At 64.4% G+C, this 25,764-nt stretch carries 23 protein-coding genes; 11 read left to right on the plus strand and 12 right to left on the minus strand.

All coding sequences use genetic code 11. From position 1 onward, the window contains the following. Positions 1-63: 63 nt before the first annotated feature. Complete coding sequence (locus ABIB78_RS15605) at positions 64-1,731, minus strand: winged helix-turn-helix domain-containing tetratricopeptide repeat protein (protein ID WP_429025907.1); 1,668 nt, start codon at positions 1,729-1,731, stop codon at positions 64-66. A 167-nt stretch (positions 1,732-1,898) separates the two neighbouring features. Between ABIB78_RS15605 and ABIB78_RS15610 the strand changes: the two genes are divergently transcribed. The 7 genes from ABIB78_RS15610 to ABIB78_RS15640 all read left to right on the plus strand — a co-directional run bounded on the left by ABIB78_RS15610 (position 1,899) and on the right by ABIB78_RS15640 (position 9,599). Next, entirely contained in the window at positions 1,899-3,560 is a 1,662-nt protein-coding gene (locus tag ABIB78_RS15610) for an amidohydrolase (protein ID WP_429025909.1), read from the plus strand. A 1,194-nt stretch (positions 3,561-4,754) separates the two neighbouring features. Further along, positions 4,755-4,907, plus strand: a complete 153-nt coding sequence (locus ABIB78_RS15615) for a hypothetical protein (protein WP_429025911.1) — start codon at positions 4,755-4,757, stop codon at positions 4,905-4,907. An 850-nt stretch (positions 4,908-5,757) separates the two neighbouring features. Then, a complete protein-coding gene (locus tag ABIB78_RS15620) occupies positions 5,758-6,384 on the plus strand; it encodes an HAD family hydrolase (RefSeq protein ID WP_429026157.1) in 627 nt (208 codons plus the stop codon). 26 nt (positions 6,385-6,410) lie between these two features. Next, positions 6,411-7,622, plus strand: coding sequence for a molybdopterin molybdotransferase MoeA (locus ABIB78_RS15625; protein ID WP_429025913.1), 1,212 nt, complete (start codon positions 6,411-6,413; stop codon positions 7,620-7,622). 232 nt (positions 7,623-7,854) lie between these two features. Beyond that, the gene (gene lexA, locus ABIB78_RS15630; RefSeq protein ID WP_429025916.1) at positions 7,855-8,559 is read left to right on the plus strand and encodes a transcriptional repressor LexA; all 705 of its coding nucleotides are present in this window, start codon (positions 7,855-7,857) and stop codon (positions 8,557-8,559) included. 238 nt (positions 8,560-8,797) lie between these two features. Next, on the plus strand, positions 8,798-9,226 hold the full coding sequence (locus tag ABIB78_RS15635; RefSeq protein WP_429025918.1) for a hypothetical protein: 429 nt from the start codon (positions 8,798-8,800) through the stop codon (positions 9,224-9,226). Positions 9,227-9,371: 145 nt separating this feature from the next. Then, complete coding sequence (locus ABIB78_RS15640; protein ID WP_429025920.1) at positions 9,372-9,599, plus strand: hypothetical protein; 228 nt, start codon at positions 9,372-9,374, stop codon at positions 9,597-9,599. A gap of 10 nt (positions 9,600-9,609) precedes the next feature. On the opposite strand, the gene ABIB78_RS15645 is transcribed toward ABIB78_RS15640, so the two are convergent. Continuing rightward, positions 9,610-11,895 carry a ComEC/Rec2 family competence protein gene (locus ABIB78_RS15645; protein ID WP_429025922.1) on the minus strand — a complete coding sequence of 762 codons (2,286 nt, stop codon included), beginning with the start codon at positions 11,893-11,895 and terminating at the stop codon, positions 9,610-9,612. Positions 11,896-12,327: 432 nt separating this feature from the next. Here ABIB78_RS15645 and ABIB78_RS15650 point away from each other — a divergent pair, with 432 nt between their 5' ends. Next, positions 12,328-13,656, plus strand: a complete 1,329-nt coding sequence (locus ABIB78_RS15650; protein WP_429025925.1) for an MFS transporter — start codon at positions 12,328-12,330, stop codon at positions 13,654-13,656. A gap of 236 nt (positions 13,657-13,892) precedes the next feature. Here the strand turns inward: ABIB78_RS15650 and ABIB78_RS15655 are convergent, their stop codons facing one another. The 3 genes from ABIB78_RS15655 to ABIB78_RS15665 form a co-directional block, all read right to left on the minus strand. After that, positions 13,893-14,255, minus strand: a complete 363-nt coding sequence (locus ABIB78_RS15655) for an SPW repeat protein (RefSeq protein ID WP_429025927.1) — start codon at positions 14,253-14,255, stop codon at positions 13,893-13,895. A 330-nt stretch (positions 14,256-14,585) separates the two neighbouring features. Further along, positions 14,586-14,972, minus strand: coding sequence for a YybH family protein (locus ABIB78_RS15660; protein ID WP_429025930.1), 387 nt, complete (start codon positions 14,970-14,972; stop codon positions 14,586-14,588). 43 nt (positions 14,973-15,015) lie between these two features. Then, positions 15,016-16,695, minus strand: a complete 1,680-nt coding sequence (locus tag ABIB78_RS15665) for a glutamine--tRNA ligase/YqeY domain fusion protein (protein ID WP_429025932.1) — start codon at positions 16,693-16,695, stop codon at positions 15,016-15,018. Positions 16,696-16,860: 165 nt separating this feature from the next. Between ABIB78_RS15665 and gltX the strand changes: the two genes are divergently transcribed. Further along, positions 16,861-18,282: a glutamate--tRNA ligase gene (gene gltX, locus ABIB78_RS15670; RefSeq protein ID WP_429025935.1), complete on the plus strand. Its 1,422-nt coding sequence runs from the start codon at positions 16,861-16,863 to the stop codon at positions 18,280-18,282. Positions 18,283-18,442: 160 nt separating this feature from the next. Next, a complete protein-coding gene (gene gltA / locus ABIB78_RS15675) occupies positions 18,443-19,744 on the plus strand; it encodes a citrate synthase (protein WP_429025937.1) in 1,302 nt (433 codons plus the stop codon). Between the two features lie 30 nt (positions 19,745-19,774). On the opposite strand, the gene ABIB78_RS15680 is transcribed toward gltA, so the two are convergent. The 5 genes from ABIB78_RS15680 to lpxA all read right to left on the minus strand — a co-directional run bounded on the left by ABIB78_RS15680 (position 19,775) and on the right by lpxA (position 23,739). Then, on the minus strand, positions 19,775-20,110 hold the full coding sequence (locus ABIB78_RS15680) for an ArsR/SmtB family transcription factor (protein WP_429025940.1): 336 nt from the start codon (positions 20,108-20,110) through the stop codon (positions 19,775-19,777). Between the two features lie 5 nt (positions 20,111-20,115). Beyond that, on the minus strand, positions 20,116-20,775 hold the full coding sequence (locus ABIB78_RS15685) for an SRPBCC family protein (RefSeq protein ID WP_429025943.1): 660 nt from the start codon (positions 20,773-20,775) through the stop codon (positions 20,116-20,118). A 114-nt stretch (positions 20,776-20,889) separates the two neighbouring features. Continuing rightward, complete coding sequence (lpxB, locus tag ABIB78_RS15690) at positions 20,890-22,068, minus strand: lipid-A-disaccharide synthase (protein ID WP_429025946.1); 1,179 nt, start codon at positions 22,066-22,068, stop codon at positions 20,890-20,892. Next, positions 22,068-22,925, minus strand: a complete 858-nt coding sequence (locus ABIB78_RS15695; protein WP_429025949.1) for an LpxI family protein — start codon at positions 22,923-22,925, stop codon at positions 22,068-22,070. The genes lpxB and ABIB78_RS15695 overlap by 1 nt, the downstream gene beginning before the upstream one ends. A gap of 19 nt (positions 22,926-22,944) precedes the next feature. After that, positions 22,945-23,739, minus strand: coding sequence for an acyl-ACP--UDP-N-acetylglucosamine O-acyltransferase (gene lpxA / locus ABIB78_RS15700; RefSeq protein ID WP_429025951.1), 795 nt, complete (start codon positions 23,737-23,739; stop codon positions 22,945-22,947). Between the two features lie 149 nt (positions 23,740-23,888). Here lpxA and ABIB78_RS15705 point away from each other — a divergent pair, with 149 nt between their 5' ends. Continuing rightward, a complete protein-coding gene (locus tag ABIB78_RS15705; protein WP_429025952.1) occupies positions 23,889-24,212 on the plus strand; it encodes a KTSC domain-containing protein in 324 nt (107 codons plus the stop codon). Positions 24,213-24,233: 21 nt separating this feature from the next. Here the strand turns inward: ABIB78_RS15705 and fabZ are convergent, their stop codons facing one another. Together fabZ and lpxD are read right to left on the minus strand one after the other, a co-directional pair. Then, on the minus strand, positions 24,234-24,692 hold the full coding sequence (gene fabZ, locus ABIB78_RS15710) for a 3-hydroxyacyl-ACP dehydratase FabZ (protein WP_016841580.1): 459 nt from the start codon (positions 24,690-24,692) through the stop codon (positions 24,234-24,236). Next, positions 24,692-25,753: a UDP-3-O-(3-hydroxymyristoyl)glucosamine N-acyltransferase gene (gene lpxD, locus ABIB78_RS15715; RefSeq protein WP_429025957.1), complete on the minus strand. Its 1,062-nt coding sequence runs from the start codon at positions 25,751-25,753 to the stop codon at positions 24,692-24,694. Before lpxD ends, fabZ begins: the two co-directional genes overlap by 1 nt. Between the last annotated feature and the right edge of the window lie 11 nt (positions 25,754-25,764).

Below are 25,764 nucleotides of genomic sequence, written 5' to 3' on the forward strand. Positions count from 1 at the left end.
GGAAGCCGTGCGCCAAGCGTAGCCCGTCGCAGTCCACCAGTCTCCCCTCAGGCCTCTTGCTCATCATTCCGGCATTCCGGCCTTGCGCAGCCCGCTCTTAAACCGCAGGTGAAATTTCAGGAACGCGGCGTTGCCGTCGGGCAGGTAGTCCCATTGCGCGACCGTCCGGGTGCGGGTGCTTTCCAGGGCGAGGTACTGGGCCAGCGTCGCGCCTGCTTCTGTGTCGCGGCCCGTCAAAGCAAGTTCGGAGGTCAATGCCGCAAGAATAGGCGGCGTTTGCGGCGATGCGGCTGCGGCGCGGCGCAGCCACATCAAGGCTTCCTCATCCTGCTCCAGCATGAAGTAGGCCCACCCCTTCATCAGCAGGAAAGTCGACGTCTGCGGGTCGCGCGGACTCAGACGGATCCCGCGGTCGGCGTATTCGAGCATCTTGTCCGGATGGGCGAGAAAGAAGTGCTGAAGGGCCAAAATCCGGTATGCACCCGCATAGGTCGGATTGAGCGCCAGACAGCGCTCGGCCTCGGCAACACCGTCCGGGACGCGGTGTTGCCCCTCCAGCGCCGTGGCCTTTGCGCAATGGGCAGCGTAGTAGTCGGGATCAATGTCCATCGCGCGGCTCAGTAAGCCCTTCGCCCGATCGAGATCGGCTTGAGGGTTGGGGCTTTGAACCCGTGACACGCGCATGCCGTAAAACGTCGCAAGCTGGACCAGCGCGCGAACGTTGCGAGCATCGATAGTCAATGCCCGCTCGCACCATTCGTAGCCTGGCATCCCTGCACCGCCGGGGCGGTACGTGGCCGCCTCGCACTGCATCGCCAAATCTTCGGCGTCCAGGTTCGATGCACTTGTAGCTCTCGAGCGGCGGGACTCTGCCTGAACTAGTTCGCCATGAAGGGTGCTCGCCAGGCGCGTGACGATTTCGTCCTGCGTCCGGAGAATATCGGCGCGATCGACATCGAAGCGGTCCGACCAAAGCGTTTTCAGGGTCTGGGTGTCTTTCAGGCTGGCGTTGATGCGCACCGATCCCGCACTGCGCAGCACGCTGCCTTCCAGCGCATATCGCACGTCCAAATCGGCACCCAACTGCTTGATGTCCGCCGGCTTGCCCTTGAGGGTAAGCGCGCTGCTTGCCGCGATGACGGTCGCGCCGCGCAACCGCGACAATGCGGTGGTCAATTCGGAGGTGATGATGTCACCGAGATAATCCTGCGACGGGTCGGCGTTCAAATTGGCAAACGGCAGCACGATCAGGGACAGGCGCGGCAGCTCGGCGGTGTGTCGCGTCCCGGTCGCGGCGTAGAGGCTCGCCGCGGCGAGCGAGAGGAGGCCGGCCAGCAGTGCCATTCGCCCCCGTTTGTGAAAGACGTTTCCCTTCACCGGAATCATCTCGGGCGCCAGTTGTTCCGGTGAATCGTCGCCCTCCTGTGTCACGGGTCCCGTAAAGATGTAGCCGCGCTTCGGCACGGTCTTGATGGCCGTCTGTTCGGTGTCTCCGAGCGCCACCCGTGCTTCGCTGATGCAGCGCGTCAGGGAATCCTCGGTCACGATTACGTTGGGCCAGATCTTGGACAAGAGTTCGTCCTTGGTAACAAGGCGGCCGGCGTGAATAATCAGATGCTGCAGCAAGGCAAAGCTCTTCGGCCGCAAGGCTATTTCGATATCACCACGGCGCAGGCATCCCTGCGATACATCGAGCGTGAATTCGCCTACCTTGTACCGGTCCGTCGACATTCGGATTCCCGTCTTTCCGGCGAACACGGCGCCAGCAGCGCCCAATCTTACCTATTTCGGCGTTGTGTCGGCAATTTTTCAGCGTTCCTTCGGGACGCGAAAGCCCTCCCGAGCGTCAAATGACGCAATCGGCGCGCCGCCGGCGATTAGTCCGACCGGGGGAGCACATGAACCGACCGCGCGTCACAAGGCTGAAGTCCTACCTCATCGCCGGGGCCGGCGTGGCGTTCCTGACCTCGGGCGCGATCGCCGCCCCTCAGCTAGTCCTGGTCAATGCCAAGGTCTTCACGGCGGATCCGGCTTTGCCATACGCGCAGGCTCTGGCGATCGAGGATGGTCGCATTCTCGCCGTTGGAAACAATGAGCAGGTTCGCGGGCTAATCGGGCCCAAAACCCGGATCATTGATGTTGGCGGCCGCCTTGTCACGCCGGGTTTGGTCGAGGCGCACGTCCATCTTGGCAACGAGCTACCCACGCCGCCACTGGCCATGCCGAACCTGCCCTTTCCCGGTCCGACTGCGGAGCAGGCACTGGCCGCAGTGGAGCAGGCAGCCAAAACGCGCACCGATTGGATCTGCGCCTATGTCGGCCCCCTGGTCGCGCGGGACCAGCGCAACTGGCGCAAGGCGCTCGACATAGTGGCGCCGAACACACCCGTGTTCCTCAAGGGATTCTGGGGACACACCAGCATCGTCAACAGCGAGGGGTTGCGTAGGCTGGGCATCACCGAAACCATCACCGATCCGCTGGGCGGCTGGTGGGGCCGGGACGAAAGCGGTCGCCTCGACGGGCGGGCCTACGAGGCCGCAGAGACGATCACGCCGCGCATACGACCGCTTACGCCGGAATACCTAGCCACGGTCTTCGGCGCCGCGCAGCAGCGTTATGCCCGTTGGGGCGTCACCTCCATCCACCTGATGAATAACGACAAGTCGCTGGACGTGACCTTGGCCGGCCTTGCGGCGGCAAAACCAACGCAGAAATGGACGGTCTATTCCTGGGGCGCCTGGCAAACGCCGGCCGAGCGCATTCCGGACGCATGGGCAGTGATCGACGCTGCCGTGAAACAAGCGCCGGCCAAGGTGCGTGTGGAAGGACCGAAGTGGATACTGGACGGCACCCCGATCGAACAGAACTCGTTTCAGCGCAACGCCTACAGCACTCGGTCAGACTGGCGCGGCCGATCGAACTTCACCGACGCGCAGCTACGCGAGATTCTGACGCTTGCTTTGGAACGGCCGACGCAAATGGCGTTGCATGTTGTCGGCGACGCCGAGACCGACCGGATGCTGAAGATGATGGAACAGCTCGCGCCGGCTTCCGCCTGGCGGGCGAAGCGAGTTCGCATCGAACACGGCGACGGCATTCAGCCGGACATGATCGAAAAAGTGGTGCAGCTCGGCCTCGTCGTGATCCAAAATCCGACCCACCTCGCAGGGCCGATGCCCGGTGAATCGCTGGCAAGCGAACACATGTTACTGAAGAGCTTTATTGCCGCCGGCATTCCCCTCGCGCTTGGGTCCGACGGTGGTCCGAAGGAACAAAACCCCTTTCTCAATCTGATGCTGGCAACATCGCATCTGGGCGAACCCACCGAGGCGTTGACGCGCGAAGCCGCGCTGACGGCCTACACTGCCGGCGGCGCCTATGTTGACGGCCAGGATCAGCGCAAAGGGCGCATCGCGCCGGGTCTGGCCGCAGATCTCGCGGTGCTGTCCCAGGATGTATTGATCATTCCAACGCCGCAACTACCCGCAACGACCAGTTTGTTGACGCTCGTCGATGGCGAGGTAATTTTCGCAGATCCAATGTTCACGTCGTCTAACTAGTCCCCCTTGCTTTCTGTCAACGGACTGACTTCTTCAACAAATCGGTCATTCGGGTCGATCTCGTCAGGCTCGCCCATGTCCGCGCTGGGTCAAACTCGGAAGGCGGAGCGCGCAACCCTGAGGTCCGCTTCACCCCCGACGCCGGACTTTCGATAACCAGCGGGGCACTTCTTAAAAAGGGGCCATCAACGGACGCGGTTGATATCCACGGAGGGCAGCGGACCCTGGCGCGCACGAGATCCATATCGTGATGTCGCTCTGCAGTTGTCTCGCAAGAGCGAGATTGAACGAGATTTGCTCGAGGCGGCTGGAACAGATCGATATCGGTTGCGTTCGCAAAAAGTGCCAAAAGATGCACTGCAAATGGAGTACAACCATGCGCCCAGCCACCTTCGGATTGGCTCTCAGTCTAATCGCCGCTGGTCTAATTCTGCTACCTGTTGAATCCGATGCACGACCCCGCGGTCGGGCGGGCGGATTTCACGCGGGCGGATTTCACGGCGGGGTCCACCCCGGAGTGAGGCCCGGCTGGCACGGCGGTGGCACCCGATGGGCGGGTGGTCGTTACTACCGTGGAGGCTATTACGGCAGAGGTTGGGGATATCCCGCAGCCGCAGGCGTGGCGGCCGGAGCCGCACTCGGGGCAGCAGCTGCCTACGGCTCCTGCTATCAAACTCAGCCCGTCTGGAACGGTTACACGTATGTCCAGCAAAGCGTGAGAGTTTGCTAGGCACCAAATCCGGAAACGGAATTTCGCTGCTGGTCTCTGTTGAGCCCGGGCTGCCCGGACTCGAGCCGTTGCGATCGGCCCGGGTTAGGTCCGGGACCGAAACGCTCTGCGCGTGGCCCCGTTGAATCGGCGGCTCAAAGAAAGGCCCCAGCGAGGGGGTACACGCTGAGGCCAGAGCAACTTGGTCAGGCCATCCTAGACCTCGCCCCGACGCTTTCCTCTGCTCCTTCGGAGTACCGGAATCATACGGGTCCGACGACGTGAAACCTTATTCGTCCCACATCCGTATCCGTGCATGTCAGGATTTTGCCGTCCCTCCTGGGGCTAGAACCAACGCCGTCCGTCGTATTTCAAAGCGGGCGGCGTTGCGTATTTCTGGCCTGGAACAGGACGAAGCTCCGACGTGCCCGCGCCGCTGACATTCGTGCAAGTTCCCTGACAGGAACCGGAACGGATACCAACCCATGTTAGTTGGACAGCATGATCTTGATGGATGGAGCGTCATCGCCGTGAGCCGAAAAACCTTGCAGGCACGTTCAGAGCAGGCGCTCGTCGTTATCATTCTCAGTACCGGCGCGCTCATCGCTTACCTCGGCCTGGCGCTTTCCAGATTGTGAGGCTGCGCGGCAGGACCTGCGCCAAATCCGGTGTCGCCCCTGCCACTGATTTGCCCGACGGCGCAAGCCCCCTTCGCAAAAATATTTCGGTTTATCAGCACACCCAACTCAGTGTATGGTTTGCCCGTCTCACCCGATCGAGGGGCGCTTCGCGGTCGTCACGAACGCGGCGTGAGATGCGGTGGACGCCGAGTGCGCAACTGACGAGTGCGAACGAGGCGGACGGTGAAGTCGTGTGGTCCTGACGCCCTAGCGGCCGGTGTCTCCCCGCAAAACGCGCAAGCGTTTTTGCGGAGACGGTGACAAGCAAGCCCAGTCTCGCCGGGGAGAGCACGAAGTAAGCCGTAGCCCATCGCGCAGGGAAAGCCGGACTGCTCCGGTTACACCTGTGGTCCTACCCCCGTGCTTTTTGTTGCACGGGACCCATGGGTGCAATCGGCACCCGGCTTTCCCTGCGCCCTCTTCAAGGAGGGCGGAACGAACAGCAAAGCTCGGGCAAATCATGTCGCGAGAACGTCGATGTGTGACTCACGGATCGTGCAACAAATTCGGTGCCGTCCCGGCGAAGGCCCGGGGACCCATAACCGCCGAAGGTGATTGTTGCGCGACGCTGGGGCCACAGCCGTCTTCTACAACACGACCCTGTGGTTATGGATCCCTCCGGGAGAAGCCGCGGCTTCTCCAATCAAGCATCGGCGTCTCTGGAATACTGGATCACACGCATGCGCGGGTGATGACACCGCGTGAGAATGGACCAAGCCGGAGCCAACATCAGCACCGTCGTCGCATGCCTGCCGCACAAATCGAGGACATTGCCGCCCGCCCGCAATTTTCGTACACGGTTTCCGCAATGACCTCGCAACTCTCTCCCCATTCCGTCGACGTGCTGCTGTTCGATATCGGCCGCGTCGTGATCGACATCAACTTCGAGAAGGTGATGGCGCACTGGGCGCAGCATGCCGGCTGCGCGCCGGCCGACCTCGCCACGCGCTTTGTCGTCGACGACAGCTTCAGGCATCACGAGATCGGCCGGATCGACGACGCCGCGTTCTTCGAAAACCTGCGCCAGACGCTCGGCATCAACATCACGGACGCGCAGTTCCTCGAAGGCTGGAACGCGATCTTCACCGGCGAGATGCCGGGAATCGCCCCCCTGCTCGCGGCGGCTGCCAGGCGGATGCCGCTCTACGCCTTCTCCAACACCAATCCAGCCCACGTCGCGCATTTCTCCGCCAGCCATGCCGAGTTGCTCAGCCATTTCCGGACTGTCTTCCTGTCATCGAGCATCGGCTTCCGGAAACCCGACGCCGAGGCCTACGATCATGTGGTAAAAGCGATCGGCGTGCCGGCGTCGCGGATCCTGTTCTTCGACGACCTGGCCGCCAATATCGAGGGTGCGCGGGCGCGCGGCCTTCATGCCATCCACGTGACATCGACGGATGACGTGGCAAGGGCGTTGACCGCACTTGGTATTTAAACTTTTCGAATGAAGGAGCTCTGAGCGTGGCCCTGATGCCGGTTGCCGATGCCCTGTCCGCCGTCCTCGCCGGCGCCGAGCCCCTGCCGGAGGAGATGGTCGCGCTCGATGCCGCCTACCACCGCACCCTGGCGCATGACCTCGCCGCGCTCCGCACCCAGCCGCCACAGCCGATGTCGGCGATGGACGGCTACGCCGTGCGCGCCGCCGATGCGGCCGATCTCAAGGCCCGGCTCAAGGTGATCGGCGAAGTCGCGGCCGGCCGGCCGTTCGAGCGGACGGTCGGTGCCGGCGAAGCGGTGCGGATCTTCACCGGCGGCGTGATCCCCAATGGCGCCGACGCCGTCATCATCCAGGAAGACACCAGGGTCGACGGCGACCACATCGCGATCACGGAAGCCGCAACCGCCGGGCGGCACATCCGCCCCGCCGGCGTCGACTTCCGTGAGGGCGACGTGCTGCTCGCCGCCGGCAGCCGCCTCTCCGACCGCGCGCTGTCGCTGGCGGCTGCCATGAACTATCCGGAGCTCGTGGTGCACCGCCGTGCGAAGGTCGCGGTGCTGGCGACCGGCGACGAGCTCGTGATGCCGGGCTCGAAGCCCGGCCCGGGCCAGATCGTCTATTCCAACGGTTATGCGCTGCGGGCGCTGGCGCGCGCCGAAGGCGCCGAGACCATCGACCTCGGGGTTGCCGCCGACACGGTGGAAGCGACCACCGCCGGCATCCGCCGGGCGCGAGAGACCGGTGCCGACGTCCTGATCACCACCGGCGGTGCCTCGGTCGGCGACCACGATCTGGTCAAGCGGTCGCTGGAGGCCGAGGGCGTCGACATGGCGTTCTGGCGGATTGCGATGCGGCCGGGCAAACCGATGATGCATGGCCGGCTCGGCGCGATGCGGGTAATCGGCCTGCCCGGCAATCCGGTATCCTCCTATGTCTGCGCCTTCCTGTTTCTGGTGCCGTTGATTCGGGCGCTGAGCGGCCGGAAAGCGATTCATCATGTCCGCGTCACCGCCCTGCTCGGCCGCGACCTCGCCGCCAACGACCAGCGCGAGGACTACCTGCGTGCGCGTCTCGAGGAGCGCGAAGACGGTACGCTGATCGCAACCCCCGTGGTGCAGCAGGACTCTTCGCTGCTCGGGAATCTCGCTGCGGCACGGGCACTTCTCGTGCGTCCGCCGTTTGCGCCTGCCGCTGCCAAGGGCAGCGAATGCAAGATCCTGACGCTGCCCGAATAGGGTTTTCGCCCCCCGCCGATTGTGCGTGGCCGAGCGCGTTCACCGGAAATTAAGTGGTTGCGGAACACATATCGAACATATAGTGTCCGTTCATGATTTGTTTCGAGTACTAGTGTCTACAAAATGGGAGGCCGCGAGGGAGCGCTTGTAATGAGCACCGTGCTCCTGAGGTCAGGCCCCACCTGAAAAGTCTCGGAATCGAACGACGCTATCAACCGGGGGAATACTCGAGATGCTCACGCGCAAACAGTACGAACTTCTGCGTTTCATCAATGAACGTCTGAAAGAGGCCGGTGTGCCGCCCTCCTTCGACGAGATGAAGGATGCGCTCGACCTGCGCTCGAAGTCCGGTATCCACCGCCTGATCACTGCGCTGGAGGAGCGCGGCTTCATCCGCCGCCTGCCCAACCGCGCCCGTGCCATTGAAGTCATCAAGCTGCCCGAACTGTCGGCCGGCGGCAGCAACGGCCGCCGCGGCTTCACGCCAAGCGTTATCGAAGGCACCCTCGGCAAGCGCACCAGCACGCCGCCGACCGCCGAGGACGACGGCAACCGTCCGGTCGCGGTCCCGGTGATGGGCCGGATCGCCGCCGGTACGCCGATAGAGGCGTTGCAGACGCGCAGCCACACCATCAGCGTGCCGCCCGACATGCTCGGCTCCGGCGAGCATTATGCGCTGGAAGTGCGCGGTGACTCGATGGTCGACGCCGGCATCCTCGACGGTGACATGGCGCTGATCCAGCGCAACGACGTCGCCAACACCGGCGACATCGTGGTGGCGCTGATCGACGAGGAGGAAGCCACCCTGAAGCGCTTCCGCCGCCGCGGCGCATCGATTGCGCTGGAGCCGGCCAACACCGCCTATGAAGTGCGCATCCTGCCGCCGAACCGGGTGCGCATCCAGGGCAAGCTGATCGGTCTTTATCGCAAATACTGACGGCGGCAAGGAACGAGCAACACGTCGGATCGTTCCTTGAAGGATAGCGTAGCGTGCGGCCTGCCGGATGCGCTCCGATACCTCTCACGCAGCGTCGCGTGTTTGTGATCGGGACGTTCTGCGGCAAGTCGTACAATCGCCCAGAAACGAGCAGATACTCGTTCGCTATCGTCCACTCTGGTAGAGGCCTATGCCTCAGGGAGAGGCACGGGTCGCTACCTCAATGAGGAGCCATCCGATGTGTGACTATAGTCTGCACGCCGTGGCATCGCGCCCCGCCATTGTCGGAGAGACGCTGATCACCACGACTTTTCGCGGGACGTCGACCCGCGGCTTTGCTTCGGAGAATGATCCCACCGTCGCGGTCTGCATGCTGCCGGGCACCGAGCTCGCTTTCGCCGAGAACGTTCGCTACGACAGCCGCTGGATCTGGACCAAGACGCTGAACTATCGCGTCGGCGTGTTCAACGAAGTCGAGCCCGACGTGCCCGATCGCCATCATGACGCGGTCGAATTTCCCGACGGCAGCCATGTGCTGGTGACCCAGCTCGTCGAGGGACAGCGCGTCAGCGTGCTGCAATTGCCGGCGCTGCATCCGGCGGTCGAGCACAAGCCGAAGGTTGTGGAGCGGCGGCCCTCCGCATTCGCATCGCTGTTTTTGGGTTGAACGCATCGTCGCCGCGGAATGAGCCGTTCGGCGGCGAGTGACCTAAGCGATTTCGAGCGACCCCGGATTTCGGGTTCCGGGGCGCAGCAGGAGATTTGCGTCGGCGGACGCCTTGGCGCATCATCGTGCACGGAGGACGTGCGCGGTGGTCGATAAGGTCACATGGCAAAAAGCTGGTCGCGTCACGGAGCCGGGCCGCTACATGTTCCGGTTCGGCTGGCTGACGGTGACGGCTGACGACCTGAAGGTCTGGGAGCAGTTTCCCGAGGCTTCCTTCACCCTCGTCAAGAAGCCCGACGCTGGCCCCGATTCCGACGAGTACCATCTCGGCCTGTTCGAGCTGCCTTCCGGCCCCCCACCCGACAACGGCTAATCTTCGCCCTCTAATCTTCGCCCTGCAGATCAGTCTCGGCGGGCGTCGCGTCGACAGCGGACCGCGGCGCGGCGGCAGGCGCGCGCAGCGTCGTCTCGCTCTCGCCGTCGCCGGGAATCGCCGGCGACCACGGCCGGTCGATCCCGCCGGGCTTGACCGCATCGACGGCGTAGCCGTCCCTGATCCGCCGTAGCACCAGCGCGCCGTGGCGGCGCAGCCGCTCGGCATCGATCACGGACGCCGCGCAGCCCAGCGGCGCCGGCCGCGCAGTCACGATCAGCGCCGCGCGCTCGCAATCGTCGGCCAGCGCTTCCGGCCGCGTTGCCAAGGCCACGAAGCCGCCGCCGGCGCCCAGGGTCACGCAGCCACTTGCATCGCAGGAGACGCCCTCGCCGAGCGACGCATCCGTGGCCGTGCGCGCGTCGGCGTCGGCCGCCAGCCATTCCTTCACGAGAAAGGCATCCTTCGCGCTGTGCATCAGATGCAGCCGTCCGTCGCCGCCGCGTACCGCGACGTTGCGGCCGTCGGCGGAGACCAGCACGTCCGGCTGCGGTAACCGCACCGCCCAGACCGAGGCGACCACCAGCAGCACCGCGCCCAACCACCGCAGCGGCGTACGCAATAGCCCGAGCAGGATGATGCCGGCGCTTGCGACGATCAGCGGGCCGATGCCGAACGCCGCCATCCGGCCGACCGCGCCAGGGAGCGCGGCGACCCATTGCGTCACCATGATCATCCAGTCGATGCCGAATCCCATGATCGCCCAGAACACGCCGTCGAAGCCGAACGGCATGGCGACGAGCCCAAGCAGACCGGCCGGCATCACGACCGCCGACACCACCGGCATCGCCGCGAGGTTCGCGAGCAGCCCGTAGGGCGTCACGCGATGGAAATGGAACGCGGCGTAGGGCGTCGTCGCGAAGCCCGCCACCAGCGAGGCCAGCATCAGCGTGGTGAGCTCACGCCCACCCCACAGCGCAACCCGCGCGGTCGCCGAATGGTCGGGCGACGCCAACAGGTTCGGCAGCCCGATCTGCACCAGCGCTACCAGCCCAAGCGTCGCAGCAAACGACATCTGGAAGCTCGGATGCACCAGCGCTTCCGGTGCGATCGCGAGCACAATCAGTGCCGCCACCGCCAGCGTGCGGAAAGTGATCGCGCGGCGGTCGACGATCACGGCGATCAGCACCACGGCCGTCATGAAGAACGACCGCTGGGTCGCGACCTCCGCCCCCGACAGCAGGAGATAGAACGCCGCGGCGACCAGCGCGGCCGCCGCCGCCCATTTCTTGATCGGGTGTCCCGCCGTCAGCGCCGGAAACAGCGCAAGCAGCGCGCGCACCGCAAAGAACACCACGCCCGCGACGACGGCCATGTGGTAGCCGGAGATCGACAGTACATGGCCCAGCCCCGAAATGAACATCGCGTCGTTGACAGGCGTCGAGATCGCGTCGCGCCGGCCGGTCAGCAGCGCAGTTGCGATCGCGCGCTGATCGCCGTCGAGCGTGGTGCGGATGCGCGCATCGATGGCGTCGCGCAGGCCCTGCATGAAGGCGGCATAGCGCAGCGCAAGGCCACCGGTCGCCGGCGGATCCCGGGTCTTGACCGCGCCCATCACGAAGCCGGAAGCACCGATGGCCTGGAAATAGAGATCGCGGCCGAAATCATAGGAGCCCGGACGCTGCGGCCCGAGCGGCGGCATCAGGCGCGCCTTCAATTCGACGAAGCTGCCGACCTCGGGCGCGGTGCCCTTCTTCACCGAGAGCCGGACGCGCTCGAGCTTCGTATTGTCGCGCGGGCTCTCCATTGAGACCACGCGCAGCACGAAGCGATCGGTCTTCTCGCGGATATCGCGCGTCTCGACGAAGCCGGTCAGCGCCACGGAGAACATCGGCCGCGCCAACATCCCATGCGCGATCCGCGCCGTCTTCCATGTCGCCATCGCAAAGCCCGCGGCGACCGCGGCCAGCATGACAATGGCGGGAAACACCCTGTGCCGCCGCAGCAGCAGCGCCAGCAGGCAGAGCAAAATTGCGACGGCGGCCGCAACCGACAGCATCGGCTCGTGCTCGGCCGCAAAATAGAACGCAATGCCGGTGCCGAACGCCACCGGCACCCAGGGCAACAGGCGACCTGCGCCCGCCTCCGCGCGCGCCCATTGCCGCAAGGTCTCGACGAAAGGCCGCCAGATGCTGGCGCGCACCGGGACATAGCCGCCGACCGGCGCAGCCGCACGCGGCGGCCACGTCCCCGCATATCCGCGTTTGCCGCCAGGCGTCGTGCCCTGCTCCGCCATTCCGCTTGCGATCCCTGCCGGCCGCGAAGCTACTGGAAGCTGTGACCTCACCGCTAGCGGAACGGATGCAGAATACGGACCGGCAAGGCCGGATACCTGGATCGTCCTGCGCCTCGCCTGCCCCGCGCCGGGCCACGGCTACCGCCTGCGTCAAATCGATTGAGCCGAAAGTCTCATTAGGTAGCGATCCCATTGGGATTAGACTGCGCTGATGCCTCCACTCCTGGACAGACAGGGATGAGGCAGTGACGGCTCGCGGCGCTTGAAGGCCGCTGGAGCTCTTCTCAGGTGGCCCACAACTCCCCTGAGACCAGGCGCTGCGGACGAACTCGCAAATCTCGCCTGTAACGCCGTGCACCATGCGCACTCCGCGAGCGGATAGATCGCTGAAAAAACGCGAGCGGTAGCGTTTGCATTTGATAGGAGCGACACATGGCAATTCAAGCACCGAGCGATTTTCGTCGCGTGATTGTCGCGGCGTCAGTGGGAAACATCATTGAATGGTACGACTTCTATATCTTTGGCAGCCTGGCCGCAGTTCTGTCGGTCAAGTTCTTTGAACAATCCCACCCCGTCGCAGCCCTGCTGAGCACGATCGCGCTGTTCACTGCGGGATTCCTGATCCGTCCGCTGGGGGCCTTCCTGTTCGGATGGATGGGCGATCGGGTCGGCCGCAAGTATACATTCCTCATTACGCTGAGCGGAATGGGCCTGGGAACGGGAGCGATCGGACTGATCCCGACTTATCAGTCGATCGGCCTGACAGCCGCATTCGTTCTGTTCGGCTTGCGGATGATCCAGGGTCTATGCTTGGGCGGCGAATATGGCGGCGCCATCACCTACGTCGCCGAGCATGTTCCGGACGACAGCCGCGGCTACTACACGGGCTGGCTACAAACTTCGCCGACGCTCGGGATCGTGGTGTCGCTGGCCGTGATCGTTCTGACCCGGACCTGGGCCGGCAATCAGGCCTTTGACGAATGGGCGTGGCGCGTTCCGTTCCTGGTCTCGTTCCTGCTGGTGGCCATCGCCATCTACATCCGCCTCCAGCTCCAGGAGACGCCGATTTTCCAGGAGATCAAGGCACGTGGACAGATGACCAGGAATCCCTGGCGGGAAGCTTTCCTCAGCGCCAACATCAAGTACATCCTGATCGCGATCGTCGTCCTGATTGGACAGGGCGTGGTCTGGTACAGCGGTCAATTCTGGGCACTGTACTTCCTGCAGCAGGTCTCCAAGGTCGATGCGATTACCTCGGCCTACATCGTGGGAGCCGCACTGCTGATCGCGACGCCGAGCCTGATCTTCTTTGGTTGGCTATCGGATCAGATCGGCCGCAAATCCGTGATCCTCGGAGGAATGCTGCTTGCCGCGATCACCTACTATCCGCTGTATCTGTGGCTCGGGATGGTCACGCAGCCGGGACACATCAACTATCCGGTCGCCGTCTTCATCATCTTCATCCTCGTCTGCTACGTCGGGATGGTGTACGGGCCGGTGGGCGCGTTCCTGGCGGAGTTCTTCCCGGCCAGGATCAGGTACACCTCGGTCTCAGTGCCGTATCATATCGGCAATGGTTGGGGCGGCGGATTGGTGCCGTTCATCACATCAGCCGCCTTCGCAGCGACCGGCAACATTGGCTACGCACTGATCTACCCGATTGTCGTTCCAGCGGTGTGCTTCGTGATCGCCCTCTTTATCATGCCGGAGACACGCAAGACCCGAATTTGGGAGCAGATCGAGGCGAAAGCCGCATCGTGACGGAGTCACCCTGCTGAGGGGCGACTACCCCTGCAGTAGGAGCCATGGCCGCCTTCCAGCAAGTGCGGGACGACGCTTCTGAATCGTCCCGTACTCGCCGTCTCTGGCGTGATTTCTCTGCAGAACCTGCATCCGCGTTACGTCGACGCGCATGGAGGGGATCCTGCTCCACGCAATTCCGACCTCTCCGGCCGCCTGTGGTTGGCGGTCAGGCCAACGTCTCAGTCGGCTCCCTCTCAGCCAGCTCCGTGATGCCAGCGATCGTGCCACCAGGCGGCGAATTCACGATCCATCGTCAGCTCCCAGCAGGCGAGCACAATCACGACGATGCCGGCGAGCACGCTGCTCGTCGTGACCGATCCCGGTTCGTAGCTGAACGTCCAGGGTGCCAACACCAGAGCCAACCCCATCAGCATCTCACCCCATTCCTCCAGATAGGACGGAATGATGAATGCCTCCAAGGCAAACAGCACGACGCCCAATCCGAGCGCGATGGAGATCCAGAGAGCTGCTCCGGAGAAGCCCAGTGCAAACGGCGACGCGACCAGCCAGACGCCCACCAACAGGCTGGCAGCATCCTGCCAGTGTTGAATGCGCATAATCCTCACCTCCCTCTTCCGAAGATGTAGTGCGGCGGGGACAAAAAAGCATCCGTCCGACCTGCGATGTGTTGCCGCTGCTGATCCGCAGGCCGACGACGATGCTGCCGTCCGTCCGCCCGCCCGGAAGCCGCTCGCCGCAGCCTGCGACCTTGGTCCCTCCTCGCGACGCAGCGCGATCCAGATAGCCTCCAAGTTGGTGCAAGATCGCTTGGATGAGCGGCCGCCGCGACCCGCACGACGCCCGGCCCCGCGCACTGCCTACACACTCTCCCTGACGACGAGGGCCTGCCCGCCCTCGACTTTTTGTGTCACGTTTCAGCGCGAAGCCTAGATCAATGGCGTCTGCGACGAGACGTGATGACAGGCGATCTTCCAGTCGCCGTCCTCGCGCGCGATCACCCAGGTGATCTTGACGGCAAGCGGGAGCGCATCGCCGTCGAGGAAAAAGGATGCGATAGCAGCCATGTTGACGAGATCGGCATTTACCCGCCCGGTCCTGACATCGCTGAACTCAACGCGCGGCGCGCGCCAGCGCGGCAGGCCGGCAAAGTAGGCTTTGACGCCCTCGCGGCCGCGATACAGGGCCGGATTCGAGCCGAAGAAGAACGCGTGCTCCGAATAGAGCGCAGCAAGCGCGGCAGCATCAAGTTTGCTGAAACGCGCGGACCATCGCCCGATGATGGCGGAGGCGATCTCGTCGGCTTCATCTGGCATCGATCGCCTCCGTCTTGTCCGCGCCGACTGTTCCAATCCTTGGCTAACCCTTGCCGCCGACTTCCTTGGCGAAGGTGTCGCGCAGGCCGATGGTGCGGTTGAATACCAGCCTGTCCGGCGTCGAATCCGCATCGCGCACGAAATAGCCCTGCCGCTCGAACTGCATCACGTTGGGCGAATTGCTCTCGGCGATCGCAGGTTCGACCCGCGCATCGGTCAGCACTTCCAGCGACTGCGGGTTGAGGTCGGTGGCGAAATTGGCCGCGTCCGGGCTCGGGTTGGCGAACAGCTGATTGTAGATGCGGATCTCGGCCGGCTTCGACTGCGCCGCCGGCAACCAGTGCATCGTCGCCTTCACCTTGCGGCCGTCGGGCGCGTTGCCGCCCTTGGTCGCGGGATCGTAGGTCGCGCGGAGCTCGACGATCTCGCCCGCGTCATTCTTCACCACGCCCGTGCACTTGATGAAGTAGGCGTAGCGCAGCCGCACCTCAGTGCCGGGTGAGAGGCGGAAGAACTTCTTCGGCGGGTTCTCCATGAAGTCGTCGCGCTCGATATGGAGCTCGCGGCCGAACGCGATCTTGCGGGTGCCGGCGTCCGGATTGTCGGGATGGTTGATCGCCTCGATCTCCTCGACCTGCCCTTCCGGATAGTTCTCGATCACGACCTTGAGCGGCCGCAACACGGCCATCCGGCGCAACGCGGTGCGGTTCAGCTCCTCACGGATGCAGAATTCGAGCATGCCGACATCGACCACGCTGTTGGCCTTGGCGACACCGATGCGCTTGATGAATTCGCGCACCGCAGCCGGCGGCACGCCGCGCCGCTTCAGACCGGCGATGGTCGGCATGCGCGGATCGTCCCAGCCCGAGACATGGCCGTCCCGGACGAGCTGCGTCAGCACCCGCTTGGACAGCAGCGTGTAGGTCAGGTTGAGCCGAGCCATTTCGTACTGGCGCGGCTTCGAGGGCACCGGCAGCTTGTCGAGCAGCCACTCATAGAGCGGGCGGTGATCCTCGAACTCCAGCGTACAAATCGAATGGGTGATGCCCTCGATCGCGTCCGACTGGCCGTGCGCGTAGTCGTAGCTCGGATAGATCGACCATTTGTCGCCGGTGCGCGGATGGTGGGCGTGCAGGATGCGGTACAGCACGGGATCGCGCAGGTTGATGTTGCCGGCCGCCATGTCGATCTTGGCGCGGAGCACGCGGGCGCCGTTCGAGAACTCCCCGGCCTTCATGCGGCGGAACAGGTCGAGGTTCTCCTCGACCGAGCGGTCGCGGAACGGCGAGTTCTTGCCGGGCTCCGTCAGCGTGCCGCGGGACAGCCGGATCTCGTCCTGCGACTGATCGTCGACATAGGCATGGCCGTCCTTGATCAGGCCCTCGGCCCAATCGTAGAGGCGTTCGAAATAATCCGACGCAAAGAAGAGGTTTTTGCCCCAATCGTAGCCGAGCCAATGGACGTCGGCTTGAATGGAGTCGATGTATTCCTGCTCCTCCTTGGTCGGATTGGTGTCGTCGAAGCGCAAATTGCACTGGCCGCCGAACTCCTGCGCGATGCCGAAATTCAGGGCAATCGACTTGGCGTGGCCGATATGCAGGTAGCCGTTCGGCTCCGGCGGGAAGCGGGTCACGATCCGGTTGTGCTTGTGGGAGGAGAGATCGGCCTGGACGATGTCGCGGATGAAGTCGCGCCCTGCCTCTGCCGTCGTGTCAGTCGTCATCAAAGGGTTCCCTGGAGGAGTCAGCTCAACCTTCTGCCAAATTCGTGCCGTCCGGCCAAGCCTGGTTTCAAGCCTGGTTTGACGGGCAAAAGGTGAACCGGGGCTTTAGTTATGTCCGGTTCCTGTTATACACCAGCGCCGTTCACGCATACGTCTCGCTCGATCATGACCAATTCCGTCGTTACCCGCTTCGCCCCCTCGCCGACCGGCTTCCTCCACATCGGAGGTGCCCGCACCGCGCTGTTCAACTGGCTCTATGCCAGGAAGCTCGGCGGCAAGATGCTGCTCCGGATCGAGGACACCGACCGCGAACGCTCCACCAAGGAGGCGATCGACGCCATCCTGGACGGCCTGAAATGGCTCGAGCTCGATTGGGACGACGACGTCATCTACCAGTTCAGCCGCGCCGCCCGCCATCGCGAGGCCGCCGAGGGCCTGCTCGCCGCCGGGCGGGCCTATTACTGCTACGCCACGCCCGAGGAGCTGGCCGCGATGCGCGAGAAGGCGCGCGCCGAGGGCCGCACCCGCCTCTATGACGGCATGTGGCGCGACCGCGATCCGGCCACCGCGCCTGGTGGCGTCAAGCCGACCATCCGCCTGAAGGCACCGCAGACCGGGGAGACCGTGATCGAGGATCAGGTTCAGGGCCGCGTGGTCTGGCAGAACGAGAACCTCGACGACCTCGTCCTGCTGCGCGGTGACGGCACCCCGACCTACATGCTCGCGGTCGTGGTCGACGACCACGATATGGGCGTCACTCACATCATCCGGGGCGACGACCACCTGATCAACGCCGCGCGTCAGAAGCAGATCTACGACGCGCTGGAGTGGGAGATGCCGAGCATGTCCCACATTCCGCTGATCCACGGTCCTGACGGCTCGAAACTGTCGAAGCGCCACGGCGCGCTCGGCGTCGATGCCTACCGCGCCCTCGGATATCTGCCCGCCGCCCTGCGCAACTACCTCGTCCGGCTCGGCTGGAGCCATGGCGATCAGGAGATATTCTCGACCCAGGAGATGATCGACGCGTTCGATCTCTCGGGCATCGGCCGCTCTGCGGCACGGTTCGATTTCGCCAAGCTGGAGAACCTCAACGGTCACTATATCCGGAATAGCGACGATCAATCCCTCGTGACCCAGTTCGAGAGCGTGCTGGATTATGTTCCCGAAGGCGCCGCGCTGAAGCCCAAGCTCAACGACACCACCCGTGCGCAATTGCTGCGCGCGATGCCGAGCCTGAAGGAGCGCGCCAAGACGCTGATCGAGCTGATCTCGGGCGCCTACTTCATCTTCGCCGATCGCCCGCTCGAGCTCGATCCGAAGGCGGCGGCGCTGCTGACGCCGGAAACGCGCGCGTTGATCGGCCGGCTACGCGGCGCACTGGAAGCCGTGAACGACTGGACCGCGGAGACCACCGAGACCGCCATGCGGAATTTCGCCGAGCAGAACGACCTGAAACTCGGCGCCGTCGCCCAGCCGCTGCGGGTGGCGCTGACGGGACGTACAACGTCGCCGGGCATATTCGACGTGCTGGCCGTCCTGGGACGCCAGGAGTGCCTTGCCCGTCTTGCCGATCAGGCGGCGTGATCCTGCATGGACCCCCTCCAGGGTCCATCTTGCAGCGCACATTGCAATGAGCTACCCAATCCCGGACGCTTTCTCCACAAGCCGTTCCGCCCCGCCATGGGCCGCAAATTAGCGACTGGGCAAGGTCGGTTTTCGCAACGATTTCATCGGGGATATCACGATGGACGCAAAATCCAGCAAGACAGCCACACTCACCATCGGCAACAAGAACTACGATTTCCCGATCCTGAGCGGCACGGTTGGGCCGGATGTCATCGACATCGGTAAGCTCTACGGCCAGGCCGGGGTGTTCACCTACGACCCCGGCTTCACGTCGACCGGCAGCTGCCAGTCGAAGATCACCTACATCGACGGCGATGCCGGCGTTCTCGAATACCGCGGCTATCCGATCGAGCAGCTCGCCGAGCACGGCGACTTCCTCGAGACCTGCTACCTGCTGCTCTACGGGGAGCTTCCGACCCCGGCCCAGAAGAAGGACTTCGACTATCGCGTGATCCATCACACGATGGTGCACGAGCAGATGGCGCGGTTCTTCCAGGGCTTCCGCCGCGACGCTCATCCGATGGCGATCATGGTTGCCGCCGTCGGTGCGCTCGCCGCGTTCTACCACGACTCCACCGACATCAACGATACGCGGCAGCGGATGATCGCCTCGATGCGGATGATCGCGAAGGTGCCAACGCTGGCGGCGATGGCGTACAAATACACCATCGGCCAGCCCTTCGTGTATCCGAAGAACTCGCTTTCGTTTGCCGAGAACTTCCTCAACATGTGCTTCGCGGTGCCCTGCGAGGACTACAAGATCAATCCGGTGCTGGCCGACGCGCTGGACAAGATCTTCATCCTGCACGCCGACCACGAGCAGAACGCCTCGACCTCGACGGTCCGCATCGCCGGCTCCTCGGGCGCCAACCCGTTTGCCTGCATCGCGGCCGGCATCGCCTGCCTGTGGGGCCCGGCGCATGGCGGCGCCAACGAGGCCGCGCTCAACATGCTCTACGGCATCGGCAAGGTCGAAAACATTCCGGACTTCATCGCCAAGGTGAAGGACAAGAACAGCGAAGTTCGCCTGATGGGCTTCGGTCACCGGGTCTACAAGAACTACGATCCGCGCGCCAAGATCATGCAGAAGATGTGTCACGCGGTGCTGAAAGAGACCAGCCACGGCGACGATCCGATGCTCAAGGTCGCGATGGAGCTCGAGAAGATCGCGCTCAGCGATCCCTACTTCATCGATCGCAAGCTCTACCCGAATGTCGACTTCTATTCGGGTATCACGCTCAAGGCGATGGGCTTCCCGGTTTCGATGTTCACTGTGCTGTTCGCGGTCGCCCGCACCGTCGGCTGGATCAGCCAGTGGAGCGAGATGATCGAGGACCCGCAGCAGAAGATCGGCCGTCCGCGCCAGCTCTACACCGGTGTCGCGCGCCGCGACTATGTGCAGATCGACAAGCGCAAGTAAGCTGTCCTAAGGGAATCCGAGACGGCGCCATCAGTCCCGATGGCGCCGTTTTCGTTTGCCCCGCGCGACCTCGGTCGCGAGCGCATCGAGGCGTGGCAGCCAGAACGCCCTGAACCGGTCGAGCCAGTCGTCCACCTCGCGCAGCCGCCCCGACTCCACGGCATAGATGCGCCGGGTGCCGTCGGCACGCACTGATGCGAAACCGGCTTCCCGCAAGATCCGCAGCTGTTGCGAGACCGCCGACTGGGTGATGCCGAACTCGCGCCGCATGACGGCGACGACGTCGCCCGAGCTGTGCTCGCCGGTCGCCAGCAGCTCCAGGATGCGCCGGCGGACGGGATCGCCGAGGATGTCGAAGGCGTGCAAGGTCGCTAGCCTCCGCCGCCCGGCTCGGGCTCGCCGCAATAGGCTGCCGTGGTATTTGCGGCCGATCTCCGCGCGGCAGCCTCCTCAGTGCCCGCCGCGATCGAGGCTCTGCACCAGCCCTCGCTGGTCCGGCGGATGAATTCCTTGCCGTCGTCGGTGGCTGGCCACGCCGACGCGGCCGCGCGGTCGAAGGCCTCGCCGGGCGGCATGGCCAGATAGAGCGCGAGCCCGAGCAGCGCGAGATCCCAGCCGACGCCGACCGCGCCGGGTCCGTAGCGATCCCAGAAATCGCCTTCGATCAGCGAGAGGTGTTCCAGGTCCAGGCGCGTGGCGTCAGGGCCATTCTCGGCGAGCGTCACGGTAACCCAGCTGACGGTGCCCATGGACTCCCACGTGACGGCAAGCCGGCGCGGCGGCTCGCACGTCGTGATTTCGCCGCCCGCGTGGCCTTGGAACTGATAGCGGCCACCAAGCTTCAGGTCGCCTGAGATCGGCAGGAACCAGCGCGGAATGCGCTCGGGATTGGTCAACACATCCCACAGATCGTCGATGTCGGTATCGTAGCTGCGGGTCGCGATCACTGCCCGCGCCGGTTTGCCATCGCGTTCCCGGACGACGACTTCGCGAACGACGGCTCCGACATAAGCGACTGGATTGATCTTCATGAGAGCGCTCCCCTTCAATATTAGACAAAGCTAATATTAGCGCAACCTAACTCTTCCGAGCAAGCAGAACCGTTTCGGCGGTAAGTCGCCGCGAACGACACCATGATCGACCGGCTAGCTCGGCCGCCGGCCCATCTCCGCCAGCACGATATCCGCGGCGCGGACGCTTGGCGGCTGATTACCGGTCGACATCTTGCCATCCATCGTCGCGAACGCCACGAGCTGCCGCAGACGCTCGGGCGAATCCGCTAATACCTCGGCCAGCGCCGCTGAGAGCTTGTCCGGCGTGCAGTCCTCTTGCAGGAACTCGGGGATGATATCGCTGCCGATCACGAGATTGGCGAGGATCACCGACGACACCCGGATGGCACGGCGGAGGATGAACGCCTCGGCAGCGCCGACGCGATAGGCCGTCACCATCGGAATCCCTGACAGCGCGAGCTCCAGCGTCACCGTGCCCGACTTTGCCAGCGCCGCGCGTGCCACGCGGAACGCTGCGCGTTTCTCCGTCTCGCCGATCGCGAGCCGCGGCGCGACGGGCCACGACGCGACGCCTTCGCGCACCATCGCCTCGAGATGCGGCATGGTGGGAAGCACGAGCTCGAACGACGTTTGTTTGTTGAGCTGGCCGAGCGCCGCACCGAACGGCGCCAGATGATGCCTGATCTCGCTGCGCCGGCTTCCGGGCAACACCAGCAACACCGGCGGCCGCGTGTCGCGCCGCTTCTGCTCCTCCTCATTCGGCCGCAGCGAGGCGAGATGCTCGGTCAGGGGATGGCCGACATAGCTGCACGGCGGTCCCTGCAGCTTGCGATATTCCTCCGGCTCGAACGGCAACAGCGCGAGCACGTGATCGACATAGCTTCGCATCGCGCGCGCCCTGCCCGGCCGCCAGGCCCAGACCGATGGCGACACGTAGTCGACGATCGGAATGTCCGGATTGCGCGCGCGAACACGGCGGGCGACGCGATGCGTGAAGTCAGGGCTGTCGATGATGACGAGCATATCAGGCGGAGCGGCGAGCACGGCATCGGCTGTGCGGCGGATCAATTGCAGGATTTTCGGCAATTGCCTCACGACGGCGGCAAGGCCTATGATCGAGAGCTCTTCGATCGGAAACAGCGGATCGATGCCCTCGCTGGTCATCTCCCGGCCGCCGACGCCGGAAAACTGCACGGCATCGCCGAGGCGCTGGCGCAGCACCTTCATCAGCGCCGCGCCGAGCCGGTCGCCGGATTCCTCGGTCGCGACGAGGAAGATCTTGCGGCCGTTGCTGGGACTGCGCGCCTGCATCAATCCGCCAGTCCGATGACAAACAGCCCTTTGGCGTCGGCCGCCTCGATCAGTGCCTGCGGCTCGGCGGCCAGCGTATTGCCGGCGATCACGGCGATTCCTGCGATACCCGCCGCTGCCGCGCCCTCGACCGTCCGCGGACCAATGGTCGGCAGATCGAAGCGCAGGTCCTGCCCGCGCTTCGGCGCCTTCACCAGTACGCCGCGGCCGGCCTTGGCGCGGATACGCCCCTCGGCACGCAGCCGCGCCACGCGCGCGAGCAGACCATCGGTTCCCTCGATGTCCTCGACCGCAACCACGTGACCGTCGATCACCACCGCCGCCTGGCCGATGTCGAACGGGCCGAGCGCCTCGAGCACGCCGCGTCCGCGCGCGATATCGGCCAGTGCAGCGCTGTCCGGCGTCGTGCGCGTCACGGCGCCCTCAGGCATCAGGAGATCGGGCGCGACATCCTTGATCCCGACCATGCGGAATCCCTGCTGCTCGAGGATGCGGCCGACGCTCGACAGCAAATGATCGTCGCCGCCGCGAAACGCGCGCACGACATGGCCAAGCAGGCGCAGCGTGCCCCAGTCGAGCCGAATCTCCGACAGCGCGGGACGCACCAAGGTGCCGATGAAGATCAGGTCGCGGCAGCCCTCATCGCGGAACAGCCGGGTCGCCCGCCCGAGCTGGCCAACCGAGATCCAGCGGTGACGAAACCGCTGCGCGCGCGCGGGATCGCAGGCGCCGCGCAGCGCGAACAGCACAGGCGTGATGCCGCGCGCGGCGAGCTGATCGGCAACCGCGAACGGCATCGCGCCGCCGCCGGCGATCACGCCGACCGGCGAGGAAAGCGAGGGAGCCGCTGACGTCATGCTGGCGGCCATCCCCTGCTCAGTTGGTATCGGCGGGAAGGCAGAGCGGCCGGAGCTTGCCGCCCTCGATGAAGGCGAGGATGTCCGCGATCGCGGGATCCTCGCTCGCGAGCGGCTGCACGGAGGCAAGCCGTTCGGCGAAGATGCCGGGGCCGTGGAACAGCTTTTGATAGAACGCACGCACTGTCGCCAGCCGTGCCTTGGTGAACTGGCGCCGCCGCATGCCGATAATGTTGAGCCCTTCGAGAACCGCGTACTGACCGTTGGCGAGTCCGAACGGGATGATGTCGCCGCGCACGCCGCAGACGCCACCGATCATCACCTGCGGACCGACGCGGGTGAACTGGTGCACCGCCGACAGGCCGCCGATATAGACGAAGTCGCCGATCTCGCAGTGGCCGCCCAGCGTTGCCGACGTCGCGAAGATCACGCCGTTGCCGACCACGCAGTCATGACCGACATGACTGTTGTTCATGAAGAAGCCGCGATCGCCGACGCGGGTGAGCCCGCCGCCCTTGACGGTGCCGACGTTCATCGTCACGCCCTCGCGGATCGTGCAGGCTTCGCCGACTTCGAGACGGGTCGGCTCGCCGCGATAGCTGAGATCCTGTGGCGGCCCCCCGAGTGCGGCAAACGGCGAGATGATGCAGCCGGCGCCAATCTTCGTATGCCCGCTGATCGTGACATGCGCGATCAGCTTGCAGTTCTCGCCGAGCACGACATTGGGGCCGATGATGCAATACTGACCGATCTCGGTGCCGGCCCCGATCACAGCGCCATCGGCAATCCGCGCAGTGGGGTCGATCATGCTCATGTCGTTTCGATCCGGAATTCGTTAATGGCGCCAAGGTGCTATCAAGGCGCTATGCTGTCGATTTGGGCGGTCGTTAGCGCGACTTTGCCCGCCCTGTCCAGTGACGTATCATGACGGCCTGTTGCAAACGAGAAGGTCGCAACCGATCCATGGTCCGGGCCGCCGCGTTGATCCTCAGCCTGATCTCTCTGCCAATCGGCGCGGAGACGGTCGATCTCGGCAACAGCACGACCGTCGATCTCTCGACCTTCGAATGCCGCGACATCAATCGCAGCACCATCGTCCAGCGGGTCTGCTACAGCGCGGGCGAGCGCACACTGCTGGTCGCGGTCAGGGGCAGCTACCAGCACTATTGCGGCGTGCCCGTCGAAACCTTCGACGCGTTGATGAATGCGCCGTCGATGGGTGTCTTCCTCAATCGCGTGCTGCGGATCGCGGGCGCTGACGGCCGATACGGCTGCAGAACGTCGTGACCTCGGCGTCTCGCAAACACATTAGTCCGTCAGCATCGCACCGACATCGGCCTCGGCAACGACCTGGCCGTTGACCTTGGCATCGCCGTGAAACCACCACATCGTCTTGCGGCGGCCGAGCGAGCGCATGTGGTACTCGATGGTGTCGCCGGGCATCACCGGCTTCCTGAACTTGCACTTGTCGATGGTGAGGAAGTACACCGCGCGCGGCTTCTCGGTGCCCTCGACAGATTTAATGCCGATCACGCCGGCGGTCTGGGCCATCGCCTCGATCATCATCACGCCGGGGTAAACCGGGCGATCCGGGAAATGCCCCTGGAACGGCGGCTCGTTGAAGGTGACGTTCTTGATGCCGATGCCGCTATAATCGGTGCGGATCTTGATCACCCGGTCGATCAGCAGCATCGGAAAGCGATGCGGGAGCGTCTTCAGGATATCATTGATATCCACGAGCTCGAATTTGACCGGTGCCTCCTCCATCACTCCTGTTCCTTGCCTTTGGCCTCATTGTCGCGCACCAGGCGCTCCACCGCGATGATTTCCCTGAACCACTGCTTGGTCGGCTTGGCGAAATGCCCGCCCCAGCGGCCGTTGGCGGGGATGTCGTCCTTGACCGCACTCATCGCCGTCACCTGGGCGCCATCGCCGATCTTGAGGTGGTTGTTGATGCCCACCTTGGCGCCGAGCGCGACATTGTCGCCGATCGTCAGGCTGCCGGCGAGCCCGATCTGGGCCGCGAGCAAGCAGTGCCGGCCGATGGTCACATTGTGGCCGATCTGGACCTGGTTGTCGATTTTGGTGCCCTCGCCGATCACGGTGTCACGCAGGGAACCGCGATCGATGGTCGAGGCGGCGCCGACCTCGACATTGTTCTGGATCACCACACGGCCGGTCTGCGGCACCTTCACGTGCCCTGCCGGACCGAAGAAGATGAAGCCGTAGCCGTCCTGGCCGATATTGCAGCCGGGGTGGATCAGCACGTTGTTGCCGATCAGCGCGAACTGGATGGTGGTCTTGGCGCCGACATTGCAGTCGCGGCCGATCTTGACGTCGGCGCCGATCACCGCGCCGGCGCCGATGATGGTGCCGGCACCGATCTCGACCCGCGGGCCGATCACGACCAGCGGATCGACAATGACGCCGTCCTCGAGGCGTGCGGTGGGATCGATGATCGCCGACGGCGCGATGCCCTCAGTGTCGAACCAGGACTGCGGCCGCAGCGCATCGGCGTGCCATTCGCGGGCGAGCTCGACGAAGGCTATGAACGGCTTCGCGGCCCGCAGCACCGCAGTGCCCTTCGGCACCTGCGCCTCGAAGCGCGGGCTGACCAGGCACGCGCCGGCCTTGGTCGCAGCGAGCTGGTCGGCATATTTGAGATTGTCGAAGAACGCGAGATGCATCGGACCGGCCTCGTCGAGCGAGGCCAGCCCCCTGATCTTAAGCGCGCCCCTCGCGGGGTCGACCAGTTGCGCCTTCGTCAGCGCGGCTATGTCAGCCAGCGATAACGAAGGAGGACTTTTGAAGAAGATCGGCTGCGCCATTCCATCCGTCG

It is taken from the genome of Bradyrhizobium sp. I1.14.4 (genome assembly GCF_050435825.1).
GTDB lineage: Bacteria > Pseudomonadota > Alphaproteobacteria > Rhizobiales > Xanthobacteraceae > Bradyrhizobium.

Bases quoted from the DNA above. Each gene is read 5' to 3' on its own strand.
- lexA (WP_429025916.1), top strand. From the start codon at position 7,855: ATGCTCACGCGCAAACAGTACGAACTTCTGCGTTTCATCAATGAACGT.
- ABIB78_RS15685 (WP_429025943.1), bottom strand. From the start codon at position 20,775: ATGAAGATCAATCCAGTCGCTTATGTCGGAGCCGTCGTTCGCGAAGTC.
- ABIB78_RS15635 (WP_429025918.1), top strand. From the start codon at position 8,798: ATGTGTGACTATAGTCTGCACGCCGTGGCATCGCGCCCCGCCATTGTC.
- ABIB78_RS15650 (WP_429025925.1), top strand. From the start codon at position 12,328: ATGGCAATTCAAGCACCGAGCGATTTTCGTCGCGTGATTGTCGCGGCG.
- gltA (WP_429025937.1), top strand. From the start codon at position 18,443: ATGGACGCAAAATCCAGCAAGACAGCCACACTCACCATCGGCAACAAG.
- ABIB78_RS15695 (WP_429025949.1), bottom strand. From the start codon at position 22,925: ATGACGTCAGCGGCTCCCTCGCTTTCCTCGCCGGTCGGCGTGATCGCC.
- ABIB78_RS15615 (WP_429025911.1), top strand. From the start codon at position 4,755: ATGTTAGTTGGACAGCATGATCTTGATGGATGGAGCGTCATCGCCGTG.
- lpxA (WP_429025951.1), bottom strand. From the start codon at position 23,739: ATGAGCATGATCGACCCCACTGCGCGGATTGCCGATGGCGCTGTGATC.
- lpxD (WP_429025957.1), bottom strand. From the start codon at position 25,753: ATGGCGCAGCCGATCTTCTTCAAAAGTCCTCCTTCGTTATCGCTGGCT.
- ABIB78_RS15665 (WP_429025932.1), bottom strand. From the start codon at position 16,695: ATGACGACTGACACGACGGCAGAGGCAGGGCGCGACTTCATCCGCGAC.
- ABIB78_RS15655 (WP_429025927.1), bottom strand. From the start codon at position 14,255: ATGCGCATTCAACACTGGCAGGATGCTGCCAGCCTGTTGGTGGGCGTC.
- ABIB78_RS15620 (WP_429026157.1), top strand. From the start codon at position 5,758: ATGACCTCGCAACTCTCTCCCCATTCCGTCGACGTGCTGCTGTTCGAT.
- ABIB78_RS15660 (WP_429025930.1), bottom strand. From the start codon at position 14,972: ATGCCAGATGAAGCCGACGAGATCGCCTCCGCCATCATCGGGCGATGG.
- ABIB78_RS15610 (WP_429025909.1), top strand. From the start codon at position 1,899: ATGAACCGACCGCGCGTCACAAGGCTGAAGTCCTACCTCATCGCCGGG.
- ABIB78_RS15605 (WP_429025907.1), bottom strand. From the start codon at position 1,731: ATGTCGACGGACCGGTACAAGGTAGGCGAATTCACGCTCGATGTATCG.
- lpxB (WP_429025946.1), bottom strand. From the start codon at position 22,068: ATGCAGGCGCGCAGTCCCAGCAACGGCCGCAAGATCTTCCTCGTCGCG.
- ABIB78_RS15705 (WP_429025952.1), top strand. From the start codon at position 23,889: ATGGTCCGGGCCGCCGCGTTGATCCTCAGCCTGATCTCTCTGCCAATC.
- fabZ (WP_016841580.1), bottom strand. From the start codon at position 24,692: ATGGAGGAGGCACCGGTCAAATTCGAGCTCGTGGATATCAATGATATC.
- gltX (WP_429025935.1), top strand. From the start codon at position 16,861: ATGACCAATTCCGTCGTTACCCGCTTCGCCCCCTCGCCGACCGGCTTC.
- ABIB78_RS15645 (WP_429025922.1), bottom strand. From the start codon at position 11,895: ATGGCGGAGCAGGGCACGACGCCTGGCGGCAAACGCGGATATGCGGGG.